This is a genomic window from Algoriphagus marincola DSM 16067 (genome assembly GCF_000429405.1).
GTDB classification, from domain to species: Bacteria; Bacteroidota; Bacteroidia; order Cytophagales; family Cyclobacteriaceae; genus Algoriphagus; species Algoriphagus marincola.
This window is the reverse complement of the sequence record NZ_AUBU01000013.1, coordinates 106,570-131,593: the sequence shown is the minus strand read 5'-3', so window position 1 is coordinate 131,593 and position 25,024 is coordinate 106,570. Positions and strand designations below refer to the sequence as shown.

At 42.5% G+C, this 25,024-nt stretch carries 25 protein-coding genes; 14 read left to right on the top strand and 11 right to left on the bottom strand.

Annotated features, from left to right (window positions below; translation table 11 throughout):
• The first annotated feature begins 4 nt into the window (after positions 1-4).
• From G457_RS0112470 to G457_RS0112440, 7 genes are all read left to right on the top strand, one after another.
• On the top strand, positions 5-1,216 hold the full coding sequence (locus tag G457_RS0112470) for a BamA/TamA family outer membrane protein (protein ID WP_026946785.1): 1,212 nt from the start codon (positions 5-7) through the stop codon (positions 1,214-1,216).
• Positions 1,217-1,342: 126 nt separating this feature from the next.
• A complete protein-coding gene (locus G457_RS0112465) occupies positions 1,343-1,810 on the top strand; it encodes a hypothetical protein (protein WP_026946784.1) in 468 nt (155 codons plus the stop codon).
• A 19-nt stretch (positions 1,811-1,829) separates the two neighbouring features.
• Entirely contained in the window at positions 1,830-2,477 is a 648-nt protein-coding gene (locus G457_RS22270) for a DUF4136 domain-containing protein (RefSeq protein WP_051260818.1), read from the top strand.
• A 2-nt stretch (positions 2,478-2,479) separates the two neighbouring features.
• On the top strand, positions 2,480-3,073 hold the full coding sequence (locus G457_RS0112455; RefSeq protein WP_026946783.1) for an outer membrane beta-barrel protein: 594 nt from the start codon (positions 2,480-2,482) through the stop codon (positions 3,071-3,073).
• 82 nt (positions 3,074-3,155) lie between these two features.
• A complete protein-coding gene (locus tag G457_RS21445; protein ID WP_051260817.1) occupies positions 3,156-3,701 on the top strand; it encodes a DUF4136 domain-containing protein in 546 nt (181 codons plus the stop codon).
• 101 nt (positions 3,702-3,802) lie between these two features.
• On the top strand, positions 3,803-4,438 hold the full coding sequence (locus tag G457_RS0112445; RefSeq protein WP_026946782.1) for a hypothetical protein: 636 nt from the start codon (positions 3,803-3,805) through the stop codon (positions 4,436-4,438).
• A gap of 184 nt (positions 4,439-4,622) precedes the next feature.
• Complete coding sequence (locus tag G457_RS0112440; RefSeq protein ID WP_035483794.1) at positions 4,623-5,456, top strand: universal stress protein; 834 nt, start codon at positions 4,623-4,625, stop codon at positions 5,454-5,456.
• Between the two features lie 50 nt (positions 5,457-5,506).
• Here the strand turns inward: G457_RS0112440 and G457_RS0112435 are convergent, their stop codons facing one another.
• From G457_RS0112435 to G457_RS0112420, 4 genes are read right to left on the bottom strand one after another with little or no spacing between them, the layout of a single operon-like run.
• On the bottom strand, positions 5,507-5,806 hold the full coding sequence (locus tag G457_RS0112435; RefSeq protein ID WP_026946780.1) for a type II toxin-antitoxin system RelE/ParE family toxin: 300 nt from the start codon (positions 5,804-5,806) through the stop codon (positions 5,507-5,509).
• On the bottom strand, positions 5,799-6,050 hold the full coding sequence (locus tag G457_RS0112430; RefSeq protein ID WP_026946779.1) for a type II toxin-antitoxin system ParD family antitoxin: 252 nt from the start codon (positions 6,048-6,050) through the stop codon (positions 5,799-5,801). Before G457_RS0112430 ends, G457_RS0112435 begins: the two co-directional genes overlap by 8 nt.
• 52 nt (positions 6,051-6,102) lie before the next feature.
• Entirely contained in the window at positions 6,103-7,290 is a 1,188-nt protein-coding gene (locus G457_RS0112425) for an RsmB/NOP family class I SAM-dependent RNA methyltransferase (protein ID WP_026946778.1), read from the bottom strand.
• 57 nt (positions 7,291-7,347) lie between these two features.
• Complete coding sequence (locus tag G457_RS0112420; RefSeq protein WP_026946777.1) at positions 7,348-8,154, bottom strand: hypothetical protein; 807 nt, start codon at positions 8,152-8,154, stop codon at positions 7,348-7,350.
• A gap of 53 nt (positions 8,155-8,207) precedes the next feature.
• On the opposite strand from G457_RS0112420, the gene prmC reads away from it, so the two are divergent.
• A complete protein-coding gene (prmC, locus tag G457_RS0112415; protein WP_026946776.1) occupies positions 8,208-9,044 on the top strand; it encodes a peptide chain release factor N(5)-glutamine methyltransferase in 837 nt (278 codons plus the stop codon).
• On the opposite strand, the gene G457_RS0112410 is transcribed toward prmC, so the two are convergent.
• Together G457_RS0112410 and dxs are read right to left on the bottom strand one after the other, a co-directional pair.
• Positions 9,045-9,812, bottom strand: coding sequence for an alpha/beta fold hydrolase (locus tag G457_RS0112410; protein WP_035483792.1), 768 nt, complete (start codon positions 9,810-9,812; stop codon positions 9,045-9,047).
• A gap of 4 nt (positions 9,813-9,816) precedes the next feature.
• Entirely contained in the window at positions 9,817-11,733 is a 1,917-nt protein-coding gene (dxs, locus tag G457_RS0112405) for a 1-deoxy-D-xylulose-5-phosphate synthase (RefSeq protein ID WP_026946774.1), read from the bottom strand.
• 177 nt (positions 11,734-11,910) lie between these two features.
• Here dxs and G457_RS0112400 point away from each other — a divergent pair, with 177 nt between their 5' ends.
• The 5 genes from G457_RS0112400 to G457_RS0112380 all read left to right on the top strand — a co-directional run bounded on the left by G457_RS0112400 (position 11,911) and on the right by G457_RS0112380 (position 19,283).
• Positions 11,911-12,660 carry a segregation and condensation protein A gene (locus G457_RS0112400; RefSeq protein ID WP_026946773.1) on the top strand — a complete coding sequence of 250 codons (750 nt, stop codon included), beginning with the start codon at positions 11,911-11,913 and terminating at the stop codon, positions 12,658-12,660.
• Between the two features lie 2 nt (positions 12,661-12,662).
• Entirely contained in the window at positions 12,663-13,736 is a 1,074-nt protein-coding gene (locus tag G457_RS0112395; protein WP_026946772.1) for a lysylphosphatidylglycerol synthase transmembrane domain-containing protein, read from the top strand.
• On the top strand, positions 13,729-16,188 hold the full coding sequence (locus G457_RS0112390; protein WP_026946771.1) for a bifunctional UDP-N-acetylmuramoyl-tripeptide:D-alanyl-D-alanine ligase/alanine racemase: 2,460 nt from the start codon (positions 13,729-13,731) through the stop codon (positions 16,186-16,188). The genes G457_RS0112395 and G457_RS0112390 overlap by 8 nt, the downstream gene beginning before the upstream one ends.
• 38 nt (positions 16,189-16,226) lie before the next feature.
• Positions 16,227-17,045 (top strand): ion transporter, encoded by an 819-nt coding sequence (locus G457_RS0112385; RefSeq protein WP_026946770.1) that lies wholly within the window; start codon positions 16,227-16,229, stop codon positions 17,043-17,045.
• A 705-nt stretch (positions 17,046-17,750) separates the two neighbouring features.
• Positions 17,751-19,283 carry a SulP family inorganic anion transporter gene (locus G457_RS0112380; protein ID WP_026946769.1) on the top strand — a complete coding sequence of 511 codons (1,533 nt, stop codon included), beginning with the start codon at positions 17,751-17,753 and terminating at the stop codon, positions 19,281-19,283.
• Positions 19,284-19,488: 205 nt separating this feature from the next.
• Here the strand turns inward: G457_RS0112380 and G457_RS0112370 are convergent, their stop codons facing one another.
• From G457_RS0112370 to G457_RS0112355, 4 genes are all read right to left on the bottom strand, one after another.
• The gene (locus G457_RS0112370) at positions 19,489-19,968 is read right to left on the bottom strand and encodes a hypothetical protein (protein ID WP_026946768.1); all 480 of its coding nucleotides are present in this window, start codon (positions 19,966-19,968) and stop codon (positions 19,489-19,491) included.
• Between the two features lie 281 nt (positions 19,969-20,249).
• The gene (locus G457_RS0112365) at positions 20,250-21,077 is read right to left on the bottom strand and encodes a mechanosensitive ion channel family protein (RefSeq protein ID WP_026946767.1); all 828 of its coding nucleotides are present in this window, start codon (positions 21,075-21,077) and stop codon (positions 20,250-20,252) included.
• Between the two features lie 34 nt (positions 21,078-21,111).
• The gene (locus tag G457_RS0112360; protein WP_035483790.1) at positions 21,112-21,819 is read right to left on the bottom strand and encodes a methyltransferase domain-containing protein; all 708 of its coding nucleotides are present in this window, start codon (positions 21,817-21,819) and stop codon (positions 21,112-21,114) included.
• Positions 21,816-22,892 (bottom strand): type III polyketide synthase, encoded by a 1,077-nt coding sequence (locus G457_RS0112355; protein WP_026946765.1) that lies wholly within the window; start codon positions 22,890-22,892, stop codon positions 21,816-21,818. Before G457_RS0112355 ends, G457_RS0112360 begins: the two co-directional genes overlap by 4 nt.
• A 133-nt stretch (positions 22,893-23,025) precedes the next feature.
• Between G457_RS0112355 and G457_RS0112350 the strand changes: the two genes are divergently transcribed.
• Positions 23,026-23,868 (top strand): UbiA family prenyltransferase, encoded by an 843-nt coding sequence (locus G457_RS0112350; RefSeq protein ID WP_322786341.1) that lies wholly within the window; start codon positions 23,026-23,028, stop codon positions 23,866-23,868.
• Here the strand turns inward: G457_RS0112350 and G457_RS0112345 are convergent.
• Positions 23,865-24,980, bottom strand: a complete 1,116-nt coding sequence (locus G457_RS0112345; protein WP_026946763.1) for an NAD(P)/FAD-dependent oxidoreductase — start codon at positions 24,978-24,980, stop codon at positions 23,865-23,867. The genes G457_RS0112350 and G457_RS0112345 overlap by 4 nt on opposite strands.
• Between the last annotated feature and the right edge of the window lie 44 nt (positions 24,981-25,024).

The window sequence follows — 25,024 nt, the reverse complement described above, 5'->3', positions numbered from 1 at the left end:
CCTTATGAAATACACACTCCTCGCTTGGTTTTGTCTTCTCTTTTTCTGCAGATCGGGATTTGGGCAAGAACCAGTCCAATATACTCCCAATAAAATCAACCAATTCAAATTTGTACCACTACCAGCCATCGGATCCAATCCTGCAAATGGCTGGATGTTTGGCTTGGCTCCTTCTGCCACTTGGTACATGGGAGATCCCCAGACGACCAAGTTGTCAAATTTGGTAGGGAACATCCTTTATACCACCAAGAAGCAATGGATTTTTAGTGTGAGAAGCAATATCTTCTTGAATGAAAACGACTGGATATTAGTTGGGGATTGGCGTTATGTTATTACCTCTCAGCCAACCTTTGGGCTGGGAAGTAGCTCTCCCAATGAACCCAGTCAGGATCCATATTTCCGTGAACCACCGGGTGTTTTGTGGGGGGAGCAGCAGATGAATTTTCGATTGCTACGTTTTTATGAGACAGTCCTGAAGCGAATCTCGGACAGTAATTTCTATTTAGGAATTGGCTACCACCTTGACATTCACTCCAGAATCGAAAACTTCCTTGATGAACCAATTTCAGCTCCGGAGGAAGTTTTCACGCATAATGCATACAACCTTTCCAATGGTTTTGATACAGAATCCTACGCCTTATCAGGTCTCACACTCAATGCAGTTTACGAAAACCGAGACGTTCCAGTCTCTCCTTATGAGCGAAACTTTGCCTTGATTTCTTATAAAGTCAATCCTACGTTCCTAGGATCTGATCAAAGTTCTTCCACCCTTCTGCTGGACTACAGGCACTATTTTAACCTGAGTGAAAGGCGAAAAAGGCACCTCATTGGATTTTGGGCCTTTGGCAACTTTTTGGTCAGCGGAAAGCTACCTTACATGAACCTTCCTGCACTGACTTGGGATATGTTTGGCCGTACCGGAAGAGGTTATGCTCAAGGAAGATTTCGGGGAGAATCCATGCTTTATTCAGAGGTAGAATACCGATTTCCGCTACAAAAGAACAAGGAAACTTTTGGAGGCACCTTATTCCTAAACGCCAACTCATTTGGAAATGAATTCAATCAAGAAAAGCTGCTGAATCAAGTCAATCTTGGATATGGACTTGGTCTCCGGGTAATGATCAATGAAAAAAACCGAACCACGATCACCATTGATTATGGCTTTGGGAGAGAAGGCAATTCAGGATTTTACTTAAACATTAATGAGTCATTTTAATACTTAGGATAAGGGTTTTACATGATAAAAGTTTATTTTCAATGAATATTCACAAACCTGCGGAAAAATAAAATCAATTAAAGAACTGAGTCCCTACTTTTGAAAACCCATGAAAACTAACTTACTATGAAAAAACTATTCTTAGCCTCCTTTTTTCTGACTTCCATTCTTTTTTCACTCAAAGCCCAATCCATTGACGATGAAATCACCTTGATACAGGCAGAATTTGGGATGGGTAAAAAACAGTTGGTGGAAGCCTACATGGATCTACCAGAGTCCGTTGCCAATAGTTTTTGGTCTGTCTATCAACAGTACGAAGCCGAAAGACAGCTTCTCGCCCGGGAAAGACTTCTTATTATCAATGATTATCTAGAAAGTCTCGATTCCATCGGAGAAGATGAAGCCAATTCTTTGGCTACAAGAACCTTGAATAACGACCTTGCTCTGAGCAAGCTACATAAAACCTATTTCAAGAAATTCAAAAAAGCCACTTCTGCCAAGGATGCTGCTAAATTTCTGCAAATCGATGTGTATATCCACAATACCATCCGAAATGCCATGCAACAAGAGTTACCATTTATTGACGAAAACTAAACACGCCTAATAGATTAATATGAGAAAAAGTTACAAAGGAATCCTTCTAGGATTACTTCTAGCGGTCATTTATACTGCCTGTATTCCAGAGGGAGCAGAGTATGTTGATGAGCTAGACATCGTTTACACCAATTACTCTGAGGATTTTAATTTTACTTCCCAGAGCACCTATTCAGTACCTGACAAAGTCATCAAAATAACCGGTGATGAGATTGATGGAGAAGAAGGTTTCGAGCCAGAATTTATAGATCCGGTTTATTCGGCAACTATCATTGCTTCCATCCGATCCAATATGAATGCTTTGGGCTACAGGGAAGTCGATAAGAGTGCAAACCCTGACTTGATAATATTACCATCAGCTCTTCAAACCGATCAGGTATTTTTTTACTATGATTGGTGGTATTGGAACTGGTACTATCCGGGATGGGGCTTTGGCTGGGGCTGGTACTATCCTGGCTACTTCCCTCCACAAGTTTCTAGAGTACGCACCGGTACTGTTTTTCTACAGATGACTCAGCCAAGCGGAATCAGTGCTTCAGATAAAATCCCCGTGGTTTGGTCTGGAATTATGAATGGTCTTTTAGAAGGAAGTAGAGATCAGATTGCCACTAGAATCACCAATGGCATCAATCAAGCTTTTAATCAATCACCTTACCTAGCCAAATAACCATGAAAAGGATCATTTACAGCAGTTTTCTATTTCTTTTCTTGGGCTTAGGCGTTGCTAAGGCCCAGACATCTGCATTCACTATTGAAGTACCTGTGACCATTCCCTTGGGCAATACCTCAGACTTCATTGATCAATCAGCCCTAAGAGGCATCAATATCGAGTACCAACGATTTATCACTAGAGAAATAGCCGTGGGTGGTGAAGTAGGCCACCTGACACTTTATAAAAGAGAAGAGAATAAAGTTTATACCGAAGGTACCGCTTCCCTTTCTGGTGTTCAATACCGCTACCAATATGCATATCCTATCTTAGTGACAGGTTCTTATTTCCCTGTGGTAGAAGGTAAAGTCAAGCCTTATGCAGGATTGGGAATAGGTACAATCGCTCATGATAGACGAATTGACATGGGAATTTTCACATCACAAGATACCCATTGGCAATTTGCTATTCGTCCTGAAGTGGGATTGATCTTTGAACCATCCCCTCAGGTAGGATTCAAGATCGGGGCAAAATATTACAACTCCTTCGAGAGTAATAATCTAGCCGGACAATCTAACCTTGGGATCAACTTTGGAATTGTCTTTCTTCGCTAAGACAAATAAAATCTAATGATTAAGCTAGCCTCAATGAAAAGTAGCTTTTTGAATAAATATTAACTTATCAACCTCAACAGCTATGAGAAATTCATTTGTCTTACTGATTGCTATCGCAGGAATACTTGCTTCTTGCTCTGGTAAAAAATACGTGAATGTTCCCAAAGGGATATATGATGACTTCAATCTGCAAGAGTATAAATCTTTTGACTTCTATGAGCTCAAAGGTCCTGAGGAGCGTGGAGAATACTATGAAGAGAACATAGCCTTCCTTCAAGATGCCATAACCAAAAAAATGGAAGAGAGGGGCTTGAAACGAGATGCAAATAACCCCGATCTAAAAGTGAATTTGGGTATCAGCGTGCAAGAACAAATTCAGACCCGCGAGACAAGTTTGGCAACTGATCCATTTATGTACACTGGGCAACGAAGCTATACTTGGACAAGGACAGAAGTACCCGTAAATACCTATACAGAGGGATCACTGACCATGCACTTGGTAGATGTATCGGACAATGAGGCCGTTTGGGTAGGCACCATAGATCGGGCACTTCCTAAAAAGCAAAAAAATATCCCAAGTACCATTCAGAGTGCAGTGGACCTATTATTCCTTAAAATCGATAAATAATTACCCCAGCTGGTATTCTCATGGGAGCTCCGATCAAATTTAAAGATGGAAAATTTAATCGGGCATTTTTAGTAAATTGAACAGCTTAAAATAAAATAGAAATGAAGAAAAACTTATCAATCCTTAGCCTATCCTTGGTGGCTTTGATGCTTTCCTGCTCTCCCAGTGTAAAAATCCTAGGTTCTTGGACTGGTCCAAGCACACCAGCTGAAGGATATAGCAACCTTTTTGTCACGGCTCTGACAGATAACATACTTGCCAGACAAATGGTCGAAACTGACCTGGATAATCTATTAATGGAAGAAGGAGTAAATGCTGAAAGCAGTTTTGATATTCTTCCTCCTGGATTCAAATCCGATGGAGTTGATAAAGAGGAGGTTCTAAGAAAAATCCGAGAACTAGGTACCGATGCAATTCTTACGGTGGCAGTTTTGGACCAAACCAATGAAACGCGATACGTTCCAGGCTCAACCATGTATTCTCCGATGGGATATGGGTATTATGGCAGATTCTGGGGTTACTATAATTATTACAATCCCGTCATGTATGATCCAGGGTATTACACTACTGACAAAAAATATTACCTAGAGGCCAATCTTTATGATGCAGCTACCGAAGAGCTAGTTTGGTCTTCCCAGTCTGAAACTACCAACCCAAGCTCTATCGAGACCTTTTCAAGATCTTTCTCCACAACCATCATCAATCAATTGATCAAGGATGGTTTGATTGCGAAATAATTAATTAAAGCATCCAAATCAGAAAAGACCAGTTTTTATCAAACTGGTCTTTTTTATTCACACATGCTAATCCTACCATTAAACTCCTGACTAGCTGATAAATATCAGCTCTTGAGACACTATTTTTCAATCTAAATTGGGGGAAGTTTTTGTAATTTGGTATTACACCAAAAGGATCACAACCATGAAGACAGGATCTAAAGTTTTGTTGATGACCGATTTCTCGGAGGTCGCAGGCTATGCGGCTTACTATGCTAAGCAGCTTGCTTCCAAACTCAAAGCATCCGTAGAAGTCATGCATATTCTCAGCACTCCCGTAGACTGGGTGAGATTGGATAAAGACAAGGAAAAGTTTTATCCTCAAACCTTGCAAGACATCTCTTCTGCCAAAAACAAGCTTTCAGGCTTAGTACATGAGTTTGAGCAAGGTGGCTTAGATGCTTTTTCTACTCTGATCTATAGCTATGGCTCGGAGACGGTTTTCGAACATGTCAATCAAGCCTCTCCAGACTTTGTGATCATGGGTTCCGAGGGAAGAGGATCTAAAAAACCTTTCTTCTTAGGCTCGACAGCCCAAAAGATTCTTCGGAACATCAAAATCCCTACGCTAATCGTGAAAGAAGAGCCTGCCCGAATGGAAATCAAACGGATTGCCTTTCTCTCCACTCTTGAGCCAAGTCAAAGACCTGTATTTCAGAAACTAAAAAGCTTGGCCAATATGCTTGGAGCAGAACTGGATGTCATTTTTGTTAATACGCCTTACGATTTCTATGAGCAGGAGCGATCCGATGAACTCTTTCAAGAACTATGCGATGGAGACACATCCATCCGCCAAATTCTCATCAATGCAGAAAATCCTGAGAATGGAATCTTATACTATGCGGAGCGAAATCAACCGGATATTTTAGCATTAGCTAAGACCGACAAGTCAGGCTTTAGCAAGTTTTTCAATCCAAGTCTAACCGAAAATCTAGTACGGGTTCATAATTTTCCTATGCTTTCGATCTGTGCGGAGTGAAAATTTCTAAATAGGCAAGGAATTTCTAAACTCCAGTTAATTTCAAAGAATTATTCCTTTAACCTTGTTTTTAGATCCATCTGCTGATGCAAAATTCTGATAATTTCAATTTCAAACGGGTTTGACTTGTGATAAAAAATAATATGCTTCCCAATTCGATAACCCTTCAACCCTTGTAAAATATCACTGTAATCTTTCCCTAACTGACTATTTGAAGCGATTTCTTGACAGGCAAGTTTTAGCATTTCATAGTATTTATCCGCTTGCGTTTCGGACCAATTGTAAAAAGTATATTCCCATATTTCCGAAAGATCATCTATGGCTTCTTGCCGAAAAACAAGATTATCCATTTTCCTTCTTTTGGGACTTGAGCTTGATTAGATGCTGATCAAAATCAAACTCATTTACTCTTGGGCTATTTAAGCCCTCCTCAATTGCATTTTTTAAAGCCAGAGCCTGGGTCTCTTGATTTTCTAAGAGACGAAGCCCTGCCCGTATGACTTCACTTGCATTTTTATACCGTCCTGACTCCAATTGAGTAGTTACAAAACGGTCAAAATAATCTCCTAACGATATAGATGTATTTTTACTCATAGGAAAACCTTTCATTAAAATTACCAAAAATCGGTAAAAAATCCATGTTGAGTTATTTCCTGATCATCCTCGCAATGTAAAATCCATCGAATCCACTCTGATGGGAAAAGACCTTCTGCTCTTCCAGTAATTCAAAGTCTTTTCCTGCCTCTGATGCCAGAAACTTCTTGACTTGCTGTTCATTTTCTGAAGGGAGAATACTGCAGGTGGCATAGACTAGCTGTCCACCCTTTTTTAGCATGCTAGGATAGGATTGTAAGATTTCTTGCTGTGCCTCTTGCACTTTTGCTATGGACTCTGGACTGAGTTTCCACTTGGTATCCGGATTGCGACGAAGTACTCCAAGACCCGAGCAGGGGACATCCAAAAGCAATCGATCCGCAGAATCTTTCAGCCTTTTGATAGTCTTCGATCCTTCGATCACCTTTCGTTCGATGATGTCAATTCCATTTCGTCTCGCTCTGAGTTTGGTCTGCTGAAGTTTCCATTCCTCCAAGTCCATGGAGATGATTTTCCCCTTATTTTCCATCAAAGCTGCCAAATGCAAGGTCTTTCCGCCTGCACCTGCACAAGCATCAATCACCCGCATACCAGGCTCCACCGCAAGGGATGCAGCTACCAGTTGGGAGGATGCATCTTGCACCTCAAATAGCCCAGACTTGAATGCTGCAGAACGGAAAATATTTTGTCTTTCTTCCAAAATCAAAGCATCAGGATAACCTTTCACATGGTAGGTTCGGATTCCTTCTTCCAGCAATTGATTCTTCAGCCGCTCCCGAGTAGTCTTTAGGGTATTCACACGGATGACAACTTCTGCTTCTTGGTTGAGACTGTGCAACTCAGTATCCCAGGTCTCCCCCAGTTCCTTTTTTCCTAATTCATAAAGCCATTCTGGCACAGATTCCAAAATACCCGGATCCTGCAGTTGCTCATACTTTTCCTTGATTTTGGCTGGATTTAGCTTAGAAAATTCCTCCCAAGAAGGAAGCTCATGGCCTTGCATCAACCAATAAGTCCCAAAAAGATCCCAATAATTGGAAGAAGGACTGAGGTAATTTACTAGGCGCCACCAACGCACCATCTCGTAGGTAGTTTCAGCTATAAATGCTCTGTCCCTTGCTCCCCATTTTGGATTGGACTTGAGGGTTCGCTCGATGACCTTATCGGCAAATTGTCCCCGTTCAAAAATGGCTTCTAAGGCATCATGCACGCCTCGTATGGTGTTGTTGTGTAACTTCATCAGAAATATATTCTGCACAAAGGTAGTTTTTCTTTTGCAGACTTAAGGAAAAGAATGCTAAAAGGGCCTAAAGGTCAAGGAAATTCGGACACCTTCCCTACCTACCGCCGACCCAAAGTCATAGCGGTCCCCTGCATAACCATCAGCAAGGGCTTGTAAGGGGTCAAAAACAAGCGTGTTGATTTCTCCAGAATTCGTGGAGATCGTTCGCTTGCGAAACTCCAAAAAATTTGCTCTGATTCCCAAGTCAAGTTTATTGGAAAGTGCCCAGGCAAAAGCCAAATCAATCCCCGATTTCCAATTGCGCTCCTCCAATGCTCGGATGATAGGGCCAGGTGCAATCGACAGGCAATTAGGACAAGGCCACCAAGCCCAATAGGAATAATCAGGAAAGATTTCTATTTGGCCATTTTTCCCGCTTTCTCTCATGGCATACAGGTTGAAATTCAGCGAAGTCCGAGTGCCAAGCTTGATTTTTCGCTGTAAAAATAGTCCCCATCCCACCAGTTCATTTTGCAATCCTACATTCAATTCGTCTTGTGTGTATCCCAGCAAGATAGAATTACCGCTTTCATTTGGGTCAGGGCCATAAATCTCACGATTTTGATAGCCATTTGCCTGCTCCTCATAGTAGGCTTGATGTGAACCTAGTAAACCAATAGCCCAATTTTGACCGATTGGAAGCCCCAAAAATACACGTACACTTCCAAAGCGATTTTTCTCAGGAGCAAAGAATTGAGGATGCTTGATGGCCCTTTCCCAATAACTCCCATCGATTTCAAAAAAGAGACCTCTATTACTTTCCTGAGACAAAGAGAGAAGTGGATTGAGACCGAAAACGAAGAGTAGCAGTAGTTTTTTCATCGATAGCTTGATTAGTGATTACCTTTACGGAGCAAAGACCTAATTCGCTACCAATGATCAATTATAACAGTCTCGTCAAAAAGTGGGCCTCAGAACTTGAACTCTATGAGCTACCCGAAGCTCAAAACTTGGTCGAGTGGCTTTTGGAGCATCATTTAGGGCTTCGACGAGTGGACATGATGAATTTTTTGGAGGAAAAGGATTTGCCAAAATCCCTCTTTGATGACTTTGAAAGACTAAAAAAGGGAGAGCCAATTCAACAGATTCTTGGAAAAGCTCCGTTCTACGGAAGAGAATTTCAGGTAAGCAGAGATACCTTGATCCCAAGAAATGAAACCGAGGAATTGGTGCATTTGATCATCAAGGAAAATCCGCAATCAGGTCTTAAAATTCTCGATATCGGAACCGGCACAGGTTGTATTCCAATTACTCTGTTTTTGGAAATGAACGGGGCAGAAGTTTACGGATTGGATGTGTCTGAGTCGGCTTTAGCCATTGCTCAGAAAAATGCAGAGGCATTAATAACGAAAGTGCGCTGGGTTCAGCAGGATATTTTGGAAGAAGAGATTCCAATCAGAGATTTGGATATCTTGGTAAGCAATCCACCTTATATTCCTGAAAAGGGAAAGGAAAAAATGCACCGCAATGTCTTGGATTTTGAGCCAGAACTGGCACTTTTTGTACCTGACGAGAACCCGCTTCTTTTTTATCGGAGAATTGCCATTTTGGGTAAAAAGGCATTAAAACCTAAGGGAAAGCTTTACTTCGAAATCCATGAGGATTATGGAAAAGATGTCCAGAACCTTCTTTTTGATTTGGGCTATTCAGAGGTAGAAATCATTCCTGATTTGAATGGGAAAGATCGGATGGTAAAAGGCAAAAACCTATAATTAGGAAAATTCTAGGCAAAACCCCTTTACAAGATTTAAAGTCCTTTCCTTTTCCTCAATCATTCCCATGTGGCCTGTACCTTCTAGTTCGTAATAGTGGGAGAATGCTTCTTTTTGCCTCCGACTGGATTCGATTTTAACAGCTCCGTCTTCCGTACCTGCGATCATGAGTTTGGGGCCTTGAAAACTCTTTAAAACGTCATATCTATCCTTTCGGTCTCGCATGGCTTCGGTAAAAGCGATCAATCCTTCCAAGCTAGACTGCTTGGCCTGCTCTGTAGCTTGTTCGATTTCAGAGGCAAATTCCTCCCGGTGTTTCTCCGAAAAAAGCGGGGGAACAAAAGAGCTGACGAATTTCTCTGCTCCAAATTTCTTCAAAAACTGAATCGTACGATTCCGCATTTGTTTTTTCCCGGCATCATCAGCAAATGCCGTCGAGTGAAAAAGCCCTATTCCCTTGATTTTACTGCCCATCAATTCCAATAGTGCCAAGGCTACATAACCTCCTAATGAGTGACCAATAATCATGGGGTCTTGGATTGAATGCTCTTCCATCCATTCCTCCAGCATCACTGCAGTTTCCTCCAAGGAGATTTGCGGCTTTGGCAAAGGACTCTTTCCAAAACCCGGTAAATCCGGACAAAGTACACGAAAACTTTGCGATAATTCTTGGGCAAAATCCTCCCACATGGCTCCGACCTCACAAAATCCATGGATCAAAACCACAGGCTGACCTGAGCCTTTTTCAAAAAAATAAACTGAAGACATGATTTTAGTGTGCCTTTGCTACCTCAGCTAGACTACGAACTGCATCAGCAATGCCCGCAGCATCAAAACCACAAAGCTTGTGAAGTTGCTCCTGCTCTCCGTGCTCGATAATCGCATCAGGAATACCCAATCGCTTGATTTGAGCCTGATAGCCATGGTCCATCATCCACTCCAATACTGCGGATCCGAAACCACCCATCAAACATCCATCCTCCACGGTCACGACTTTAGAGAATTTTCCAAAAATCTCATGCAGTAGCTCTTCGTCCAATGGCTTGACAAATCGCATGTCATAATGAGCTGGATTCAGCCCTTCTTTCGCCAACTCTTCTGAAGCTTTGACAGCATAATTTCCAATATGTCCAATGCTCAAAATGGCTACATCCTCCCCTTCTTTCACAATTCGACCCTGTCCGAGAGGAATCTGCTGAAAAGGCGTTCTCCACTCAGGCATCACGCCTTTACCTCTTGGGTATCGGATAGAATAAGGACCTTCATGACTAAGCGAGGAATACATCATATTTCGAAGTTCTTCCTCATTCATAGGAGCTGAAACAACCAAATTTGGGATGCATCGGAAATAAGCTAAATCGTATGCACCATGGTGAGTCGGTCCATCTGCTCCTGCAAATCCTGCTCGATCCAAGCAAAATACGACAGGAAGATTTTGGAGGCAGACATCATGGATCACCTGATCATAGGCCCGCTGCATAAAGCTGGAGTAAATATTACAAAAAGGCTTCAGGCCTTGAGTCGCCATACCGGCCGAAACGGTCACGGCATGCTGCTCCGCAATACCCACATCAAAAGCTCGGTGAGGCATGGCCTTCATCATAATATTCATCGAAGAACCGGAAGGCATAGCCGGGGTCACTCCCATGATTCGCTCATCCTGCTCTGCCAGTTCTACAATGGTATGTCCAAAAACCTCTTGATATTTCGGTGGCTGTGGAGTGGAAGGCACTTTTTTGAATATCTCTCCAGTCACTTTGTCAAAAGTACCGGGAGCATGCCAAGTGGTTTGATTTCCATTTTCAGCCGGAGCATATCCTTTGCCCTTTACGGTCACACAGTGCAGAATCTTCGGACCTGGAATATCTTGAAGATCTCGAAGAATTTCCACTAGGTGGTTGACATCATGTCCATCCACCGGACCGAAATATCTAAGATTAAGTGATTCAAATAAATTACTTTGCTTAAGGACAGCGGATTTGATCGCTCCCTCTACTTTGGAGATAACTTCTTGGGCAGACGAGCCAAACTTGCTCAGTTTACCGAGCATTTTCCAAACTTCGTCTTTGACCTTGTTATAGGTATGAGAAGTGGTAATATCAGTAAGATAATCCTTTAGAGCCCCAACATTCGGGTCAATAGACATGCAATTGTCATTCAGGATAATCAAAATATTGCTGTCGCTGACTCCCGCATGATTCATAGCTTCGAAAGCCATACCTCCTGTCAAGGCACCATCACCAATCACTGCTACATGTTGCTGCTTGTTTTTGCCCTTATATTTAGAGGCCATCGCCATTCCTAGCGCCGCCGAAATAGAGGTGCTTGAGTGCCCTACTCCAAAAGTGTCATATTCACTTTCTGACCTCTTGGGGAAACCTGAAATTCCTCCATAAATTCGGTTCGTATGGAATTTATCTTTTCGCCCTGTTAGAATTTTATGCCCGTATGCCTGATGCCCCACATCCCAAACCAACTGATCCTCAGGTGTATTAAGCACATAATGAAGTGCTACTGTGAGTTCGACTACTCCCAGACTAGCTCCAAAATGCCCTCCATATACAGAAACATTGTCCACAATAAAGTCGCGGAGTTCGTCACAAATTTGGACAAGCTTGTCTTTTGGAAGTTTTTTAAGATCGGCAGGGCTGTCGATTTGGGCGAGTAGTTCTCCAGGTTGGATCAACATGAATTCTTTGCTTTTTTTATGTTTGGAAAGATAAACCAGCGTGATTTGGTATTGTTTTTTAGTTAGCATAGCAACTAAAATCGAGCCGCTACTCCATCTCCCCTTTTCAATTAATTTACTTTAATTGAATATCTTTGGCTATAAGTTCGCAAAATTAACCAATAATCTAAATATCCTTTGAGTTTCGAAATCAAAATACCACTTTTCGAAGGGCCTTTCGACCTCATGCTCTTTTTCATCGAGCGTGACGAATTGGATATTTACGATATTCCCATCTCCAAGATTACCAATGATTTCCTCGATTATCTCCATCATCTCGAACGGATGGAGATCGAGGTGGCAAGCGAATTCATCTTGTTTGCAGCCACGCTGATGAAAATCAAGTCTCGGATGCTACTACCCCGACCCGAACTCAACGAAGAAGGAGAGGAAATCGATCCGAGAGAAGAACTCATTCGAAATCTTCTGGAGTACAAAAAATACAAGTCTGTCATTCAGGATTTAGCTAGTCTGGAATCTGACCGTCAGGCTAAAGAAAAGCGGGGAAATATCGCAGCCGAACTTAAATCACTTCATAAGATCGATGATGTGGATGCAGAAATGCAGCATGTGGATCTCTACAAACTGCTGAAGGTATTCCAAAAGTGCATGGCCAAAATGGCTGCACGAACTGAGGAAACAAAACATACCATCATTCAGTATCCATACACTATCGAGCAACAAAAAGACTTCGTATTGGAAAAAATAAGCTTCAAGAAACAAGTTCCCTTTTCAGATTTTATTGAATACAAGCCTGATAAGATTTTTGTCATTTACACCTTTCTTGCCATTTTGGAACTCTTACAGCTCTCAGAGGTTACCATTGTCATTGGTGAAGGATATAATAATTTTTGGGTAGAAAAGACTGAGCCAATCGCTGCAGCCTAAGTATGAAGCTTGACAACAAGAAGATTTTCAAAACGCTAAACCCTAATAAGGTTTGGGTTCCGATCCTAATCGGTCTAGGCATTGTGTTCGCAATGTTTTATTTCGATCCCAATGTCAATACCAAGACTTTGAAAGGAGTCTTTGACGCTTCATTACCCTACATCTTTTTGGCGATCCTGGTAATCATTTTCAGAGATGCCGGCTACGTCTACCGAATTCGTGAAATCACCCAGCGAGAGCTAACTTGGACTAGAGCGATTTATGTCATCATCCTTTGGGAGTTTGCCTCTGCGGTGACTCCTTCCGTGGTAGGCGGTACTGCTGTCGCGATTTTCATCCTAAATAAGGAAGGAATCAAGCTAGGAAGAGCCATTTCTTTTGTCATGGTGACTGCCATTTTGGACAACTTATTCTTTGTCATCGGAGCTCCCATTATTTTATTCTTTGCCAAAGGAAACATCTTTCCAGACAGCAAAATCCTCGAAAATCAGCTTGAAAACAGCCTACAGGCAATATTTTGGATCAGCTATGGCCTGTATGCCACTTATAGCTTGATCATGGCGGCAGCCTTATTCTACAGACCACGCGTATTCAAATGGGTACTGATCAAGATATTTTCTATAAAATGGCTTAAAAAGTGGAAGCATGATGCACAGGAATACGGCAATCAGATCATCGAAGCATCCAAGGAACTTAGCGATAAAAAGTGGAGCTACTGGATTCCGATTATACTGGCTACGATATTTATCTGGAGCTCGAGATACTTGATGCTAAACGCGCTGATCTCAGCCTATGTCCCGCTCAGCCTCGATAATCACGTGATTGTTTTTGCCAGACAGGTGATCATGTGGATCGTAATGATGATCTCTCCGACTCCGGGAAGTTCGGGAACTGCCGAGTTTTTCTTCGGGCAGTTTTTCACCCAGTTCCTAGATGGTTACACCTTTGTGACCAGCATTCTGTGGCGTTTGCTTTCCTATTATCCTTATTTGATTTTAGGAGCCATTTTCCTTCCTAGATGGATTCGGCAGGTTTTTTTCAAAAAGAAAAAGACACCAAGTCAAAGTCATGATTAGGCCTTTAAAGCTACCGGAGATTGCAAAAATCTGTGAGGGAAGCCTGTCATCCAATCAGCAGGATCTCGAAATAAATCGCATTTTCATAGATTCCCGGCAAGTATTTCAGCCATCCAAAAGTCTCTTTGTAGCCTTACAAGGGGCAAAGGCAAATGGAGTGGATTTTATCCCTGAGCTGATTGAAAAGGGCGTAAAATCCTTTATTATCCCTGATTCATTTGATCCACAGGGGCTAGAAGCAAACTTTATTCAGGTAGCAAATCCTCACAAAGCATTGCAAGCAATCAGTGCTTCGCTTCGAGATCATTTTGAAAAGCCAGTCGTTGGAATCACTGGATCCAATGGAAAGACCATCGTCAAAGAATGGCTTGGTCAACTCCTACAGCAAGGGTTTTCTGTGGTCAAAAGTCCCAAAAGCTACAACTCACAGGTAGGCGTGCCCTTATCAATTTTGGAAATCCAAGCTTATCATCAAGTGGCAATTCTGGAGGCAGGGATTTCTAAGGTATGCGAAATGCAAACTCTTGGAGAAATGATCCGGCCTGACTTGGGTATATTCACCAATATTGGGACGGCACATGACTCAGGCTTTCCGGACAGAAGATCCAAGATTCAGGAAAAGCTCCAGCTTTTTAAAGATTCTAAGCTTTTGATCTATTGCAAGGATCAGGAAATAGTGAGAGAGGAAATTGAAAGAAAATTCCCTGAAGATGGTTTGATTGCCTGGTCGGATAGGGAAGGAGCAGATTTCACTCGAATTGTAAAAAAAGAGGCGATCGAAACTCGGCTTATTTTCATCAAAAAAGATCTGTCCACACATACTTTCCGGACACAGCTTCGTGACACAGCTTCCCTTGAAAATATCACCCATTGCATCGTTGCAGCCTTGACTTTGGGTCTGCCAGCTCAAAAGATTCAAGAAGGTCTAAGTCATCTCAAACCGGTAGACATGCGCCTGACTCTAAAGGCGGGCATACGGGATTGCTTACTGATCGATGATACTTACAATCATGACTTGGGAGGACTGAGAGTTGCTCTGGATTTTATGAAGCAGCAGCGACCGAAGCGGAGGAAAATTTTAATTTTATCCGATTTTTTGCAGCAAGGGGAAGCAGCCCAAATCTACCAAGAGGCTTCAGAAATTTTGAAGAATCACCAACTGGACTTGATCATAGGGGTGGGCAAAGAGATTCGAACCTTAGAAAATCACCAAATCAGTTCATTCTCTTGGTTTCCAACTACCCAAAGCTTGCTAGCAGAACTCAAGTCATTCAATTTCGAAAATGATCTGCTTCTGATCACGGGAGCGAGGATTTTTGAGTTTGAAAAAATTGTCAATCAGCTGCAGCAGCGAATCCATGGAACAACTCTGGAAATCAATCTGAATTCCCTGACCCATAATTTCAATTTTTATAAAAAGCTCCTCAAACCCCAAACCAAGGTAATGGTCATGGTCAAAGCTTTTGCCTATGGAGGCGGGGCTCCGGAGATCGCCAATCACCTTCAGATTTTGGGAGCAGATTATTTAGCAGTTGCCTTTACAGACGAAGGAGTGGCTTTGCGGCAGCAGGGCATACACTTACCCATCATGGTTCTCAATCCTGCTGAAGAGTCCCTGAGTCTTTGTCAGGAATATCAATTGGAACCAGTAGTGTTTAGTTTGGAATTCTTTCAGCTTGTAGGAGAATGGTCCAAGCATGGAGGTCAGGCTATGAAGATTCATCTGGATCTGGATACAGGGATGCATCGATTGGGTTTTGAAAAAGCTCATTTGGAGGAACTCAAAAAGCTCATTCAAGAATATCCCCAACTTAGCATCGCGTCAGTTTATACCCATTTGGCTGCTGCTGATGAGTCCCACGAAAAAGAGTATTCGCTTAGTCAATTGAAAGATTTTGAGGAAATGAGTACAGAAATCTCTGCTTTCCTACCCGAAAAACCACTGTTTCATGCACTCAACTCGGCTGGAATCGTAGCCTTTCCGGATTATCAATTTGATATGGTTCGTCTGGGTATAGGTCTCTACGGCGTGGAAGTCACCGGAAATTACTCATCCGAACTCCAATCCATCAGTCAATTGAAGACGACCATTTCCCAAATCAAAGATTTACCGGCAGGAGCAAGTGTTGGATACTCCCGAAAAGGAAGACTCCCCAATGGCGGTAAAATCGCAACCTTGCCCATTGGCTATGCAGATGGCTATGACAGACGCTTCAGCAACGGTAAGGGATATGTTTTGATTAGAGGAAAGAACGCGCCTGTAATCGGAAATGTCTGCATGGATATGGTCATGATCGATGTGACTGCTATCGATGCTGAAGTGGGAGATGAAGTATTAATTTATGGTGCAGAGATTCCTCTGGCACCCCTCGCTGAGGCCATCGGAACGATTCCTTATGAGTTACTAACCCACATCAGTACCCGGGTCAAGCGCGTGTACTTTTTGGACTGATCAGTAAAAACAGAAATTCATTTTTTTTATCTTCCCTCATGGAATTAACCAAAAAGCGACTTGCGCAGATTGTCTTTGATCATAATGACAAAGCTTCCCGCACATTTGACCTAGTCCTTTTAGCTCTCATATTTGGCTCCGTACTAGTGGCCGTCTTGGATTCAGTTGCCGAGTTGCATGATGTGTATGGAGACACTTTTTATCTTTTGGAGCTCCTTTTCACTTTTTTGTTTACGATCGAGTACATCCTTCGTATTTGGCTGACGAGCAAGACCTTTCGCTATGTTACCAGCTTTTTTGGGATCGTAGACCTTCTGGCTATTCTCCCAGTTTATCTCAGTTTTTTTGTGGTCAATATACAGTTGCTTACCGTGGTCAGAGCACTTCGCCTTTTGCGCGTAATCCGAATATTGAAGCTTGGACGATACCTTTCTGAGGCAGATTTTATCAAGGAATCGCTGAAGGCTAGTATGGCCAAAATTCAGATTTTCTTGTTTACTGTATTGACAGTAGTATTAATCATGGGAACCCTGATGTATCTCGTCGAAGGTCCAGCAGCTGGCTTCACCTCTATTCCGAGAGGGATGTATTGGGCAATTGTCACCTTGACTACTGTGGGTTTTGGAGATATCACTCCGGAGACACCTCTTGGACAGTTTATCGCATCCCTGATTATGCTTTTGGGTTATGCAATCATTGCCGTACCAACAGGTATTGTAAGTTCGGAGATGGCCAAAAGACGAAAGCCGGAAGAAATCATTCATACGAAGGCCTGCCATTCCTGCGGTGAAGAAGGTTTGGGATTAAGTGACCTCTATTGTCGCCACTGCGGTGAAGAATTGGATAAAATCCGATGATTCGGTTTTCCTGACCCTAAAAACTCCGCCCCGGTTCGGGCCTGTCTGAGAGACAGTAAGATCCTTACGAAAAGGAATTAGAATTAAGAATCAAATCGCTTCTCCGAAGCTCTGTTTTCTCTTTTCAAATACCTAGGCTACACTCAAAACGCCTCGCTGAGGCTTAAAGGCTAAAAGCCGCATTCCTATTCAAAAGAGGTATTTAAAATCCTGCCCAATGCCAAAGGCATTTTTTGTAAAAGCCCGGTATGAAATGCCGGGCTAGAATCGGTAAAATCAATCAGAGTGCTGAAGGCACGATCTGTAAACTATCTATCGCATCTTCAGTGCTCTCAAAAAGCCTCGCTGAGTATTAAAGGCTAAAAGCCACATTTCCATTCATTCGTGCGAAAAATTGTCACCTTCGCCAGAGGCCGCTTGGATTTGACGAATATCTTTCAAAGATTTTTTACAAACTCTAAATCGATTGCAAACTGAGATAAGCCTGATTTAAAGCGCTTTAGACAAGTCAGCTTAACCTTCTATTTTTCAAAATTTTCTTTGGCAAAAACAATTCCATTACCTTTGTAACGCAATGATATTCTTTAAGCCCCGAAAAAAGCCACATTAATTTTTGCTATTTGTCTAAGAAGCACAGGACTGCCAATCTGGACCCGGGACCTCAACGCACCAAAACATTCCTCTTTCATTGATTTGAACAGCCTTATGAAGAAGTATTTCAACCTATTTGATTTTAGCCAAAAAGTAGATTACAAAACCGAAGTTTTGTCTGGGTTGACCGTTGCCCTTGCTTTGATACCGGAGGCGGTTGCTTTCGCATTTATTGCGGGACTTTCCCCGCTGACCGGCTTGTATGCGGCATTTGTGATGGGCTTGGTCACTTCCATCTTTGGAGGACGTCCGGGTATGATCTCTGGTGCTACAGGAGCTATCGCAGTGGTAATCGTCACTTTAGCGGCTACGCATGGCGTGGAATACGTGTTTGGAGCAGTGGTTCTTTCCGGTTTGATACAGATTCTGGCAGGTAGCCTCAAACTGGGAAAATTCATCCGCTTGGTTCCTCACCCGGTCATTTTTGGCTTCGTCAACGGGCTTGCCATTATCATTTTCATGTCTCAATTGGATCAGTTTAAAGGTGCAGATGGCAACTGGCTTACTGGAGAGACCTTGTATATTCTGCTTGCCTTGGTACTCTTGACCATGTTGATCATTTGGGGACTTCCCAAACTCACCAAGGCTGTTCCCGCTTCTCTTACAGCTATCTTAGTAGTCTTTGGAATTGTGGTGGCCTTTGGAATAGATACCAAAACAGTGGGGGACATGGCAAGTATCAAAGGTGGTTTTCCTCCTTTTCACATTCCGGCTATCCCTTTCAACTTAGAAACTTTACAAATCATCTTCCCCTACGCGGCGATTATGGCGGGGGTAGGTTTGATCGAGTCGCTTTTGACCCTCAATATTGTTGATGAAATCACCGAGACAAGAGGTAGAAGTAACAAAGAAGCCATAGCACAAGGAGCTGCCAATGTTGCCTCCGGATTCTTCTCCGGGATGGGTGGTTGTGCAATGATCGGTCAAAGCTTGATCAATGTGTCTTCTGGAGCCCGAGCAAGACTTTCGGGAATTGTCGCTGCAGTGATGCTTTTGGTCTTTATCGTGTTTGGGTCTAGCCTAATCGAACAAGTACCCATGGCTGCCTTGACCGGATTGATGATCATGGTCTCGATTGGGACTTTTGAATGGGCGAGTTTCCGCACCATCACCAAAATGCCCAAAAAGGATATTTTCTTAATGTTTTTAGTCACTTTGATAACTGCTGTTCTCCATAATTTAGCTCTCGCAGTATTGATCGGGGTAATTTTGGCTGCCTTGTTTTTTGCTTGGGACAATGCCAAGCGAATCCGCGCCAGAAAGTATGTGGATGAAAAGGGCGTGAAACACTATGAAATGTTTGGGCCTTTATTTTTCGGTTCGGTGACTGCCTTCGGCGAAAAGTTTGATGTATTGAATGACCCAGAAGAGGTGATTATCGATTTTGAAGAAAGCCGAGTGGTGGATATGTCAGCAATCGAAGCATTGAATAAAATCACGGAGCGATACCAAAAGGTGGGCAAAAAAGTCCATCTGCGTCATTTAAGCCCAGACTGTAGAAAGCTCCTTTCCAAGGCAGACCAAATCATCGATGTCAATATCATCGAAGATCCTACCTACAAGGTTTTGGTGGATGATTTGGCTTGATGAAGGTTATTGAACTTGTCCGACAGGGAAGTTTGAAAAACCTCCTTTGAATCGCCACTTTCATTTCTAATAACCTGAAATATCACTTTCGTACTAGGCTCAAGACTTGCTTTCATTAGGGAGGGCAGGATCTATTGAAATGCTTCTCTTGAATGTATTTCTGTTCAGGTCAAATCCAATGTCAAGGAAAGCATGACTAGTACGCCTAAGAAAGGCTGAAAATGAAATGAACTGTGCATTCTTCAAAATCACCGTCATTGTTAAAATCATACTCTCCACTACCCTCTCCTCCATTTAAGGAGAGTGTTCCTCCATCATAGGTGTGTGCATATATTTCGTATACTTCCGGAGATTTATCCCATCTTATCGCAAAGCGGAAGGTTTGTTGCCACTCTTCCCAAAACATTTCTCCGCTGACAGTATATACTTCCCTGTCAATTGGATCAACCATTAATGTGAACCTACCATTGGTTTGAACGGACATACTAACACTACCCCCATTTTCTACCACATCTACGGATAGGGAACTCACACTGTATTGGGCTTTCGTGGCCTCCCAATTGCCAGCCAGTTCACTGATTTTGAAAGGACCTTCTTTGACAAGTACCTCTTCCATATCCTCCTGCGAACAAGAAATTGAAAGAGAAATAACCACAATCATCAAGAGACTTCGGAAAAGCTTCATGTTTTAAGAATTTACAGGTCAAATAGATTCTAATCCTATTACAACTTATCAAGTTTCCAAAGCCTTACCAATGACATTTATCAGTTTTCCGGAGTGTTTTAATCGAAAGTCAGAGTGAATTTTACCCCGATTATCCTAGCCCAAATCTGGCAATGATCAAATTAGAGGCAGTTTTCAAATTGCGATTGATTTAATAAATCAGTCAGAAGACTTATACTGCTACTTCAAAACCAAAAAAAAGGAGACCCGAAAGCCTCCTTTTTTTGAAAATGCCAATGCAATCAGTCTTTACCCTGATGCACCACTCGTTGTGGGAAAGGGATCTCAATTCCTTTCTCCTCAAAGGCAGTATTGATGGCTTCCATGGTATCAAAATAGACTGGCCAAAGATCACCCGCATCAGTCCAGGCTCTGATTACCAAGTCCAGGCTACTATCTCCAAAATTATTCAAGAAGACTACTGGCTCTGGATCCTGATGTACCCGCTTATCATTTTTGAAAATATCCAAGATAGTCTCCCTGGCTACTTTGATATTGGTACCATAAGCCACTCCTACTGTCAAATCAGCTCTTCGGGTTTCTTGCGTACTCATATTGACTACATCCGAATTTGCCAGCCCACCATTGGGGATGATGATTTCTTTGTTGTCAAAAGTGGTCATTCGGGTATAAATAATCCCGATTTGCTTGACTACTCCTGTATGACCCTGTGCGACGATCACATCTCCGGATTTGAATGGCTTAAATACCAAGATCAATACTCCTCCCGCAAAATTGGAAAGGGATCCCTGAAGTGACAGACCTATAGCCAAACCCGCAGCACCCAAGATTGCCACGAAGGAGGTCAAGGGAACTCCCAAGACGGTAGCAATTCCAATAAAAAGGGAAACATACAGCGCAGCTTTTACCACGCCACTTAAGAAGTCATTCAATGAGGGATTCTTGTCACGCTTTTCCAGCACTTTATTGAAACCCTTGAGAATTTTACCAATTATAAATCGACCTACCAGGTAAAATAAGGCCGCATAGATCAATTTGGGAATAATAAGCCACACAAGATCTATCCCTTGTGCAATAAGTGAATCGACCATTTCTGGTGTAATTTCCATACTATTTGATTTTAAATTAAAGTAAATTCTATTTTCAAACAGAAATCACCACTTGCCATCGAAACGCCCAAAACCAACGGAGCGAAAAATCGGATATTCCCGCTTGACCCAAGATATTATTCCAATCTTGGCGACTAAAACTTCTCAGCACCGAAAGGGGCGCATCGTTCACAACCATCGGGGATTTGCTAAATCCCTTGGTCAAAAGTCGAATGCTATGATAAGCTAGAGGATGTCTGTGCAGGTCATTGATGACGATCCCAAGATTGGCCTTTTGAAGTAAAGTACTAAGCAAGGCCACTAATTCGCTATCCGTAAAATGATGGGTGAAAAGGGTGCAAGTAATAATGTCCGCCTTTTCTTCCACAAATGCCTCTTCGAAGACATTTTGTACTGACAAATTTATAGAAGGTTTGTCAGATAATCTAGTTTTGGCGAGATCAATGATATTTGGATTAGCGTCAACTCCCTCAAAATCTATGTTTTGACCATTTTTGATCGCCCAATCATCCATGACACGCAACATATCCCCTCCTCCACATCCTATATCTACTACCTTCCATCGGCCCTTTGGCGGTGCCGCATTGATTAATTTTTGAATTCCATCGGTAGTGACATGATTCCCTCCTAGCCAGCGATTGATTGTCTTGAGTTCCTTTAAAGTTTGCTCCAAAACCTCACCTTCGCATTCCAGATCATCCATCCACTCTTTCTGCGTACTTCTTTGGGAGAAATCAATCATGATTTAGCAAGCAAAAGTGTCTCTAGTGTCAGTCCCGGACCAAAACCCATACTAAGTATGTCTCCTGAAAGTGACTGATCCGAAAGCATAGCATGCAACACGAATAAAATAGTAACAGAAGACATATTGCCAAACTGCCGAAGAATGCCCATAGCATGTTGGTTACACTTAGGATCAAAGCCAAAAGCCTCCTGGACCTTTTCCAAAATTTGCTTTCCACCAGGGTGCACGGCAAAATTTCGAATCTTTGAAAGCTTGAACCGGCTTTCAAATTCAGCCTTCAATTGCTCCACTCCCTCATTCAAAATCCCCGGCACATATTTGCTGAGTGACATTTCAAATCCAAAATCACCGATACTCCAAGCCATATCCTTGGCTCCCTGTGAAAGGATAGCGCAAGAATAATCTATGATTTCAAAGCCTTCCGCCTGATTGGAAAGCAAGGCCGCAGCCGCTCCATCTCCAAAAAGAGAATTAGCCAATAAATTATCTTCTGTGTAGGCTTTCTGAAAATGCAGGGTACAAAGTTCTATTGCTACCAAAAGCACCTTGGCATCCGGCTCGGCGCGAAGGATTTTATCAGCCAATTTGATTCCTGAAAAAGCTGCATAGCAACCCATAAAATGAATGCAATAGCGTTCTGTGGCCGGATTCATTCCCAGCGCTTCCATCAATTGCATCTCGACCCCAGGAGCAAGCATGCCTGTGCAAGACACCAAGATCATATGCGTGATTTCACCAGGCTGAACCGGAGAATCTTTTAGACAGTTTTGGACAGCTTCCAGCGAAATCTTAGGTGCCTCTTTGGCGAAAACATCCATCCGGGCTTTTGTGCCTGGAAAGGGTTCTAGGGTTTCATTTTTTGGAAAAAAAGAGAAATCCTCCACCGAATCCTGCTCAAAATCTTCCAACACACTGTATCGACTTTGAATACCTGACTTTCGATATAAAAAATCAAGTTTTCTCCCTTCCAATGCATCCAATCCATGAGCAATTTTCATGAATTTAGCGATGGATTCTTGGGCTACAGGGCTTCCGGGATTGGCCCGGCCGATACGATTGATAAAAGGCATGCAGGTAAGTTAGCGGATAATCTTTACATTAGAAGCACTTCTTAGGAAACCTAAATTTAACGCAAAGGTTATTCATTCTATGATTACCCGATCCAGTATTCTTCACCTCCGCATCCCTTTTTCAATCTTTTTGATGCCGGTATTTCTGTTTGCCTTGGGACTTACTCCCAATCTCAATGAGAGTAGATTATTGTACGTTTTCTTAGCCTTACATCTTTTCCTCTACCCTTCTTCCAATGGATACAACAGCTACTATGACAAGGATACTGAGAGCATTGGAGGTTTGAAAAAACCACCCACGGTCACCAAAGACCTATGGGCTTTATCCATGGTTTTTTTCCTGATAGCTATTGGTTTAGGATGGCTGATCAACTGGGAATTTGCAAGTATGATTCTGGTCTATGGACTAGTAAGCATGGCCTATTCACATCCTTCCATCCGGCTAAAGAAATATCCTTGGCTAAGTTGGCTAATCGCCGGCCTTTTTCAGGGCTATTTTACCTTTGCCATGGCCTATGCGGGACTGAGTGATTTTGGATGGGATGTGATAGTTAAGTCCCACGTAGTGATCCCGGGATTTCTAACCTCTTTGATGCTTTGGGGGAATTACCCGCTCACACAAGTCTATCAGCACTCCGAGGATGCAAGACGTGGGGATATGACTTTAAGTAGAAAACTGGGAATAATCGGGACCTTTTCCTTTTCAGCATTATTCTTCACACTTACCGGAGCAGGATTTGGCTGGTATTTTCTAGATAAGGGTCTAGAGCCTATACTTTGGGTATTCTTGGGAGCGATGGCTCCCATCGTACTGTATTTCTTGATTTGGTTTGCCTTTGTCCGCAGACAGCCTGAACGCTATGCTACTTACTCCTGGGCAATGGGAATGAATTGGATTTCAGCGATCGTTTTGAATGCTTTCTTCATCTATTTCTTCTTGGAATACACCCAAGTGATGCAGGTGTTTGGGTATTAAAAAGGCTCTCCGTGTGTATTTTGAATTATTTTTCTGGAGAAATAGGGATAGTCAGCCAAAAGCTTTCGGGCGAAAGATGAAGTCATATTCGATCCAAAAAGTCGCTGAAGCCACCTTCCTAGAGTGAGGCGATTTTCAAAATGCGCCTTCCACACTTTTCGATAATTTAATTCGATTTCTTCCCGCTTGTCAAATTGGTCTAAAGTCTCAGCCACCAAATAAGCGGCATGAATAGCCATCGCCATCCCGTTTCCATTGAGCGGGGTGATGAGGCCAGCAGCATCTCCTGTCATCAGGATATGCTGCTCCACAGGTGATTTCTTCTCGAAAGAAATCTCGTTGATGACTTCTGGTTTGTCAAAAAGAAACTCAGCTTCCTGAAAAATCCGATTCAAATGTGGGTTTTTCCATAAAATTTCCTGCTCCATATCAGGAATAGAACCATACTTCCGTAAATCCTCTCTTCTACCCAAGTAGCAAAGGTTAAAACGATTACCTTCTACTGCATTGATACCGCAATAGCCCCGCTTGAAATTATGCAAAGCCACCACATTTTTTGGCCGATCAATCCGGATATGGTATTTGACACCAATAAAGGGAGAACGCTTTTGCGTAAAAGCCCGCCCCATCTCTGAGTCAATCCGAGAACGCTTTCCAAAAGCACCAATGACATAATCAAAAGAAAAAGTCTTCCCATCAGCCAAAGTGAGTTCAAAGGAATTTCCTCCCTCAATAAAGATCACTTCTTGAACCTGAATTCCCGTATGAATAGTCGCCCCAGCTGCTTTTGCTTTTTGAAATAAAAAATCATCTAGGGCAAAGCGACTGATACCAATTCCACCAAGATCCAAATCGGCAAAGACATTCTGCCCATTAGTATCCGAAAACTCAAAAGTATCGATCTGTGGAATATCCAAGGATTCCGGAAAGAGACTTTCACGCTTGAGGAAATCGACCACTTCATTGGATAGGTATTCACCGCAAACACGGTGAAACGGATAGTTTTTTTTCTCAAAAAGCTGGACCGAATGTCCGTTTTTGGCCAGTAGATAGGTAGAAACCAAGCCGGCAAGCCCTCCCCCTACAATTCCTATATTTTTCCTAATTCCCAAGGTTCTGCCTTTAATTTTAATTATTAACCGCCCATCAAATAATA

Excerpts from the sequence above, each read along its gene's own strand:
- G457_RS0112380 (WP_026946769.1), top strand. The coding sequence starts at position 17,751 with ATGAAGAAGTATTTCAACCTATTTGATTTTAGCCAAAAAGTAGATTAC.
- G457_RS0112360 (WP_035483790.1), bottom strand. The coding sequence starts at position 21,819 with ATGATTGATTTCTCCCAAAGAAGTACGCAGAAAGAGTGGATGGATGAT.
- G457_RS21445 (WP_051260817.1), top strand. The coding sequence starts at position 3,156 with ATGAGAAATTCATTTGTCTTACTGATTGCTATCGCAGGAATACTTGCT.
- G457_RS0112420 (WP_026946777.1), bottom strand. The coding sequence starts at position 8,154 with ATGAAAAAACTACTGCTACTCTTCGTTTTCGGTCTCAATCCACTTCTC.
- G457_RS0112390 (WP_026946771.1), top strand. The coding sequence starts at position 13,729 with ATGATTAGGCCTTTAAAGCTACCGGAGATTGCAAAAATCTGTGAGGGA.
- G457_RS22270 (WP_051260818.1), top strand. The coding sequence starts at position 1,830 with ATGAGAAAAAGTTACAAAGGAATCCTTCTAGGATTACTTCTAGCGGTC.
- prmC (WP_026946776.1), top strand. The coding sequence starts at position 8,208 with ATGATCAATTATAACAGTCTCGTCAAAAAGTGGGCCTCAGAACTTGAA.
- G457_RS0112465 (WP_026946784.1), top strand. The coding sequence starts at position 1,343 with ATGAAAAAACTATTCTTAGCCTCCTTTTTTCTGACTTCCATTCTTTTT.
- G457_RS0112455 (WP_026946783.1), top strand. The coding sequence starts at position 2,480 with ATGAAAAGGATCATTTACAGCAGTTTTCTATTTCTTTTCTTGGGCTTA.
- G457_RS0112470 (WP_026946785.1), top strand. The coding sequence starts at position 5 with ATGAAATACACACTCCTCGCTTGGTTTTGTCTTCTCTTTTTCTGCAGA.
- G457_RS0112355 (WP_026946765.1), bottom strand. The coding sequence starts at position 22,892 with ATGCCTTTTATCAATCGTATCGGCCGGGCCAATCCCGGAAGCCCTGTA.
- G457_RS0112395 (WP_026946772.1), top strand. The coding sequence starts at position 12,663 with ATGAAGCTTGACAACAAGAAGATTTTCAAAACGCTAAACCCTAATAAG.
- G457_RS0112350 (WP_322786341.1), top strand. The coding sequence starts at position 23,026 with ATGCCGGTATTTCTGTTTGCCTTGGGACTTACTCCCAATCTCAATGAG.
- G457_RS0112385 (WP_026946770.1), top strand. The coding sequence starts at position 16,227 with ATGGAATTAACCAAAAAGCGACTTGCGCAGATTGTCTTTGATCATAAT.
- G457_RS0112370 (WP_026946768.1), bottom strand. The coding sequence starts at position 19,968 with ATGAAGCTTTTCCGAAGTCTCTTGATGATTGTGGTTATTTCTCTTTCA.
- G457_RS0112435 (WP_026946780.1), bottom strand. The coding sequence starts at position 5,806 with ATGGATAATCTTGTTTTTCGGCAAGAAGCCATAGATGATCTTTCGGAA.
- G457_RS0112425 (WP_026946778.1), bottom strand. The coding sequence starts at position 7,290 with ATGAAGTTACACAACAACACCATACGAGGCGTGCATGATGCCTTAGAA.
- G457_RS0112365 (WP_026946767.1), bottom strand. The coding sequence starts at position 21,077 with ATGGAAATTACACCAGAAATGGTCGATTCACTTATTGCACAAGGGATA.
- G457_RS0112430 (WP_026946779.1), bottom strand. The coding sequence starts at position 6,050 with ATGAGTAAAAATACATCTATATCGTTAGGAGATTATTTTGACCGTTTT.
- G457_RS0112440 (WP_035483794.1), top strand. The coding sequence starts at position 4,623 with ATGAAGACAGGATCTAAAGTTTTGTTGATGACCGATTTCTCGGAGGTC.
- G457_RS0112410 (WP_035483792.1), bottom strand. The coding sequence starts at position 9,812 with ATGTCTTCAGTTTATTTTTTTGAAAAAGGCTCAGGTCAGCCTGTGGTT.
- dxs (WP_026946774.1), bottom strand. The coding sequence starts at position 11,733 with ATGTTGATCCAACCTGGAGAACTACTCGCCCAAATCGACAGCCCTGCC.
- G457_RS0112445 (WP_026946782.1), top strand. The coding sequence starts at position 3,803 with ATGAAGAAAAACTTATCAATCCTTAGCCTATCCTTGGTGGCTTTGATG.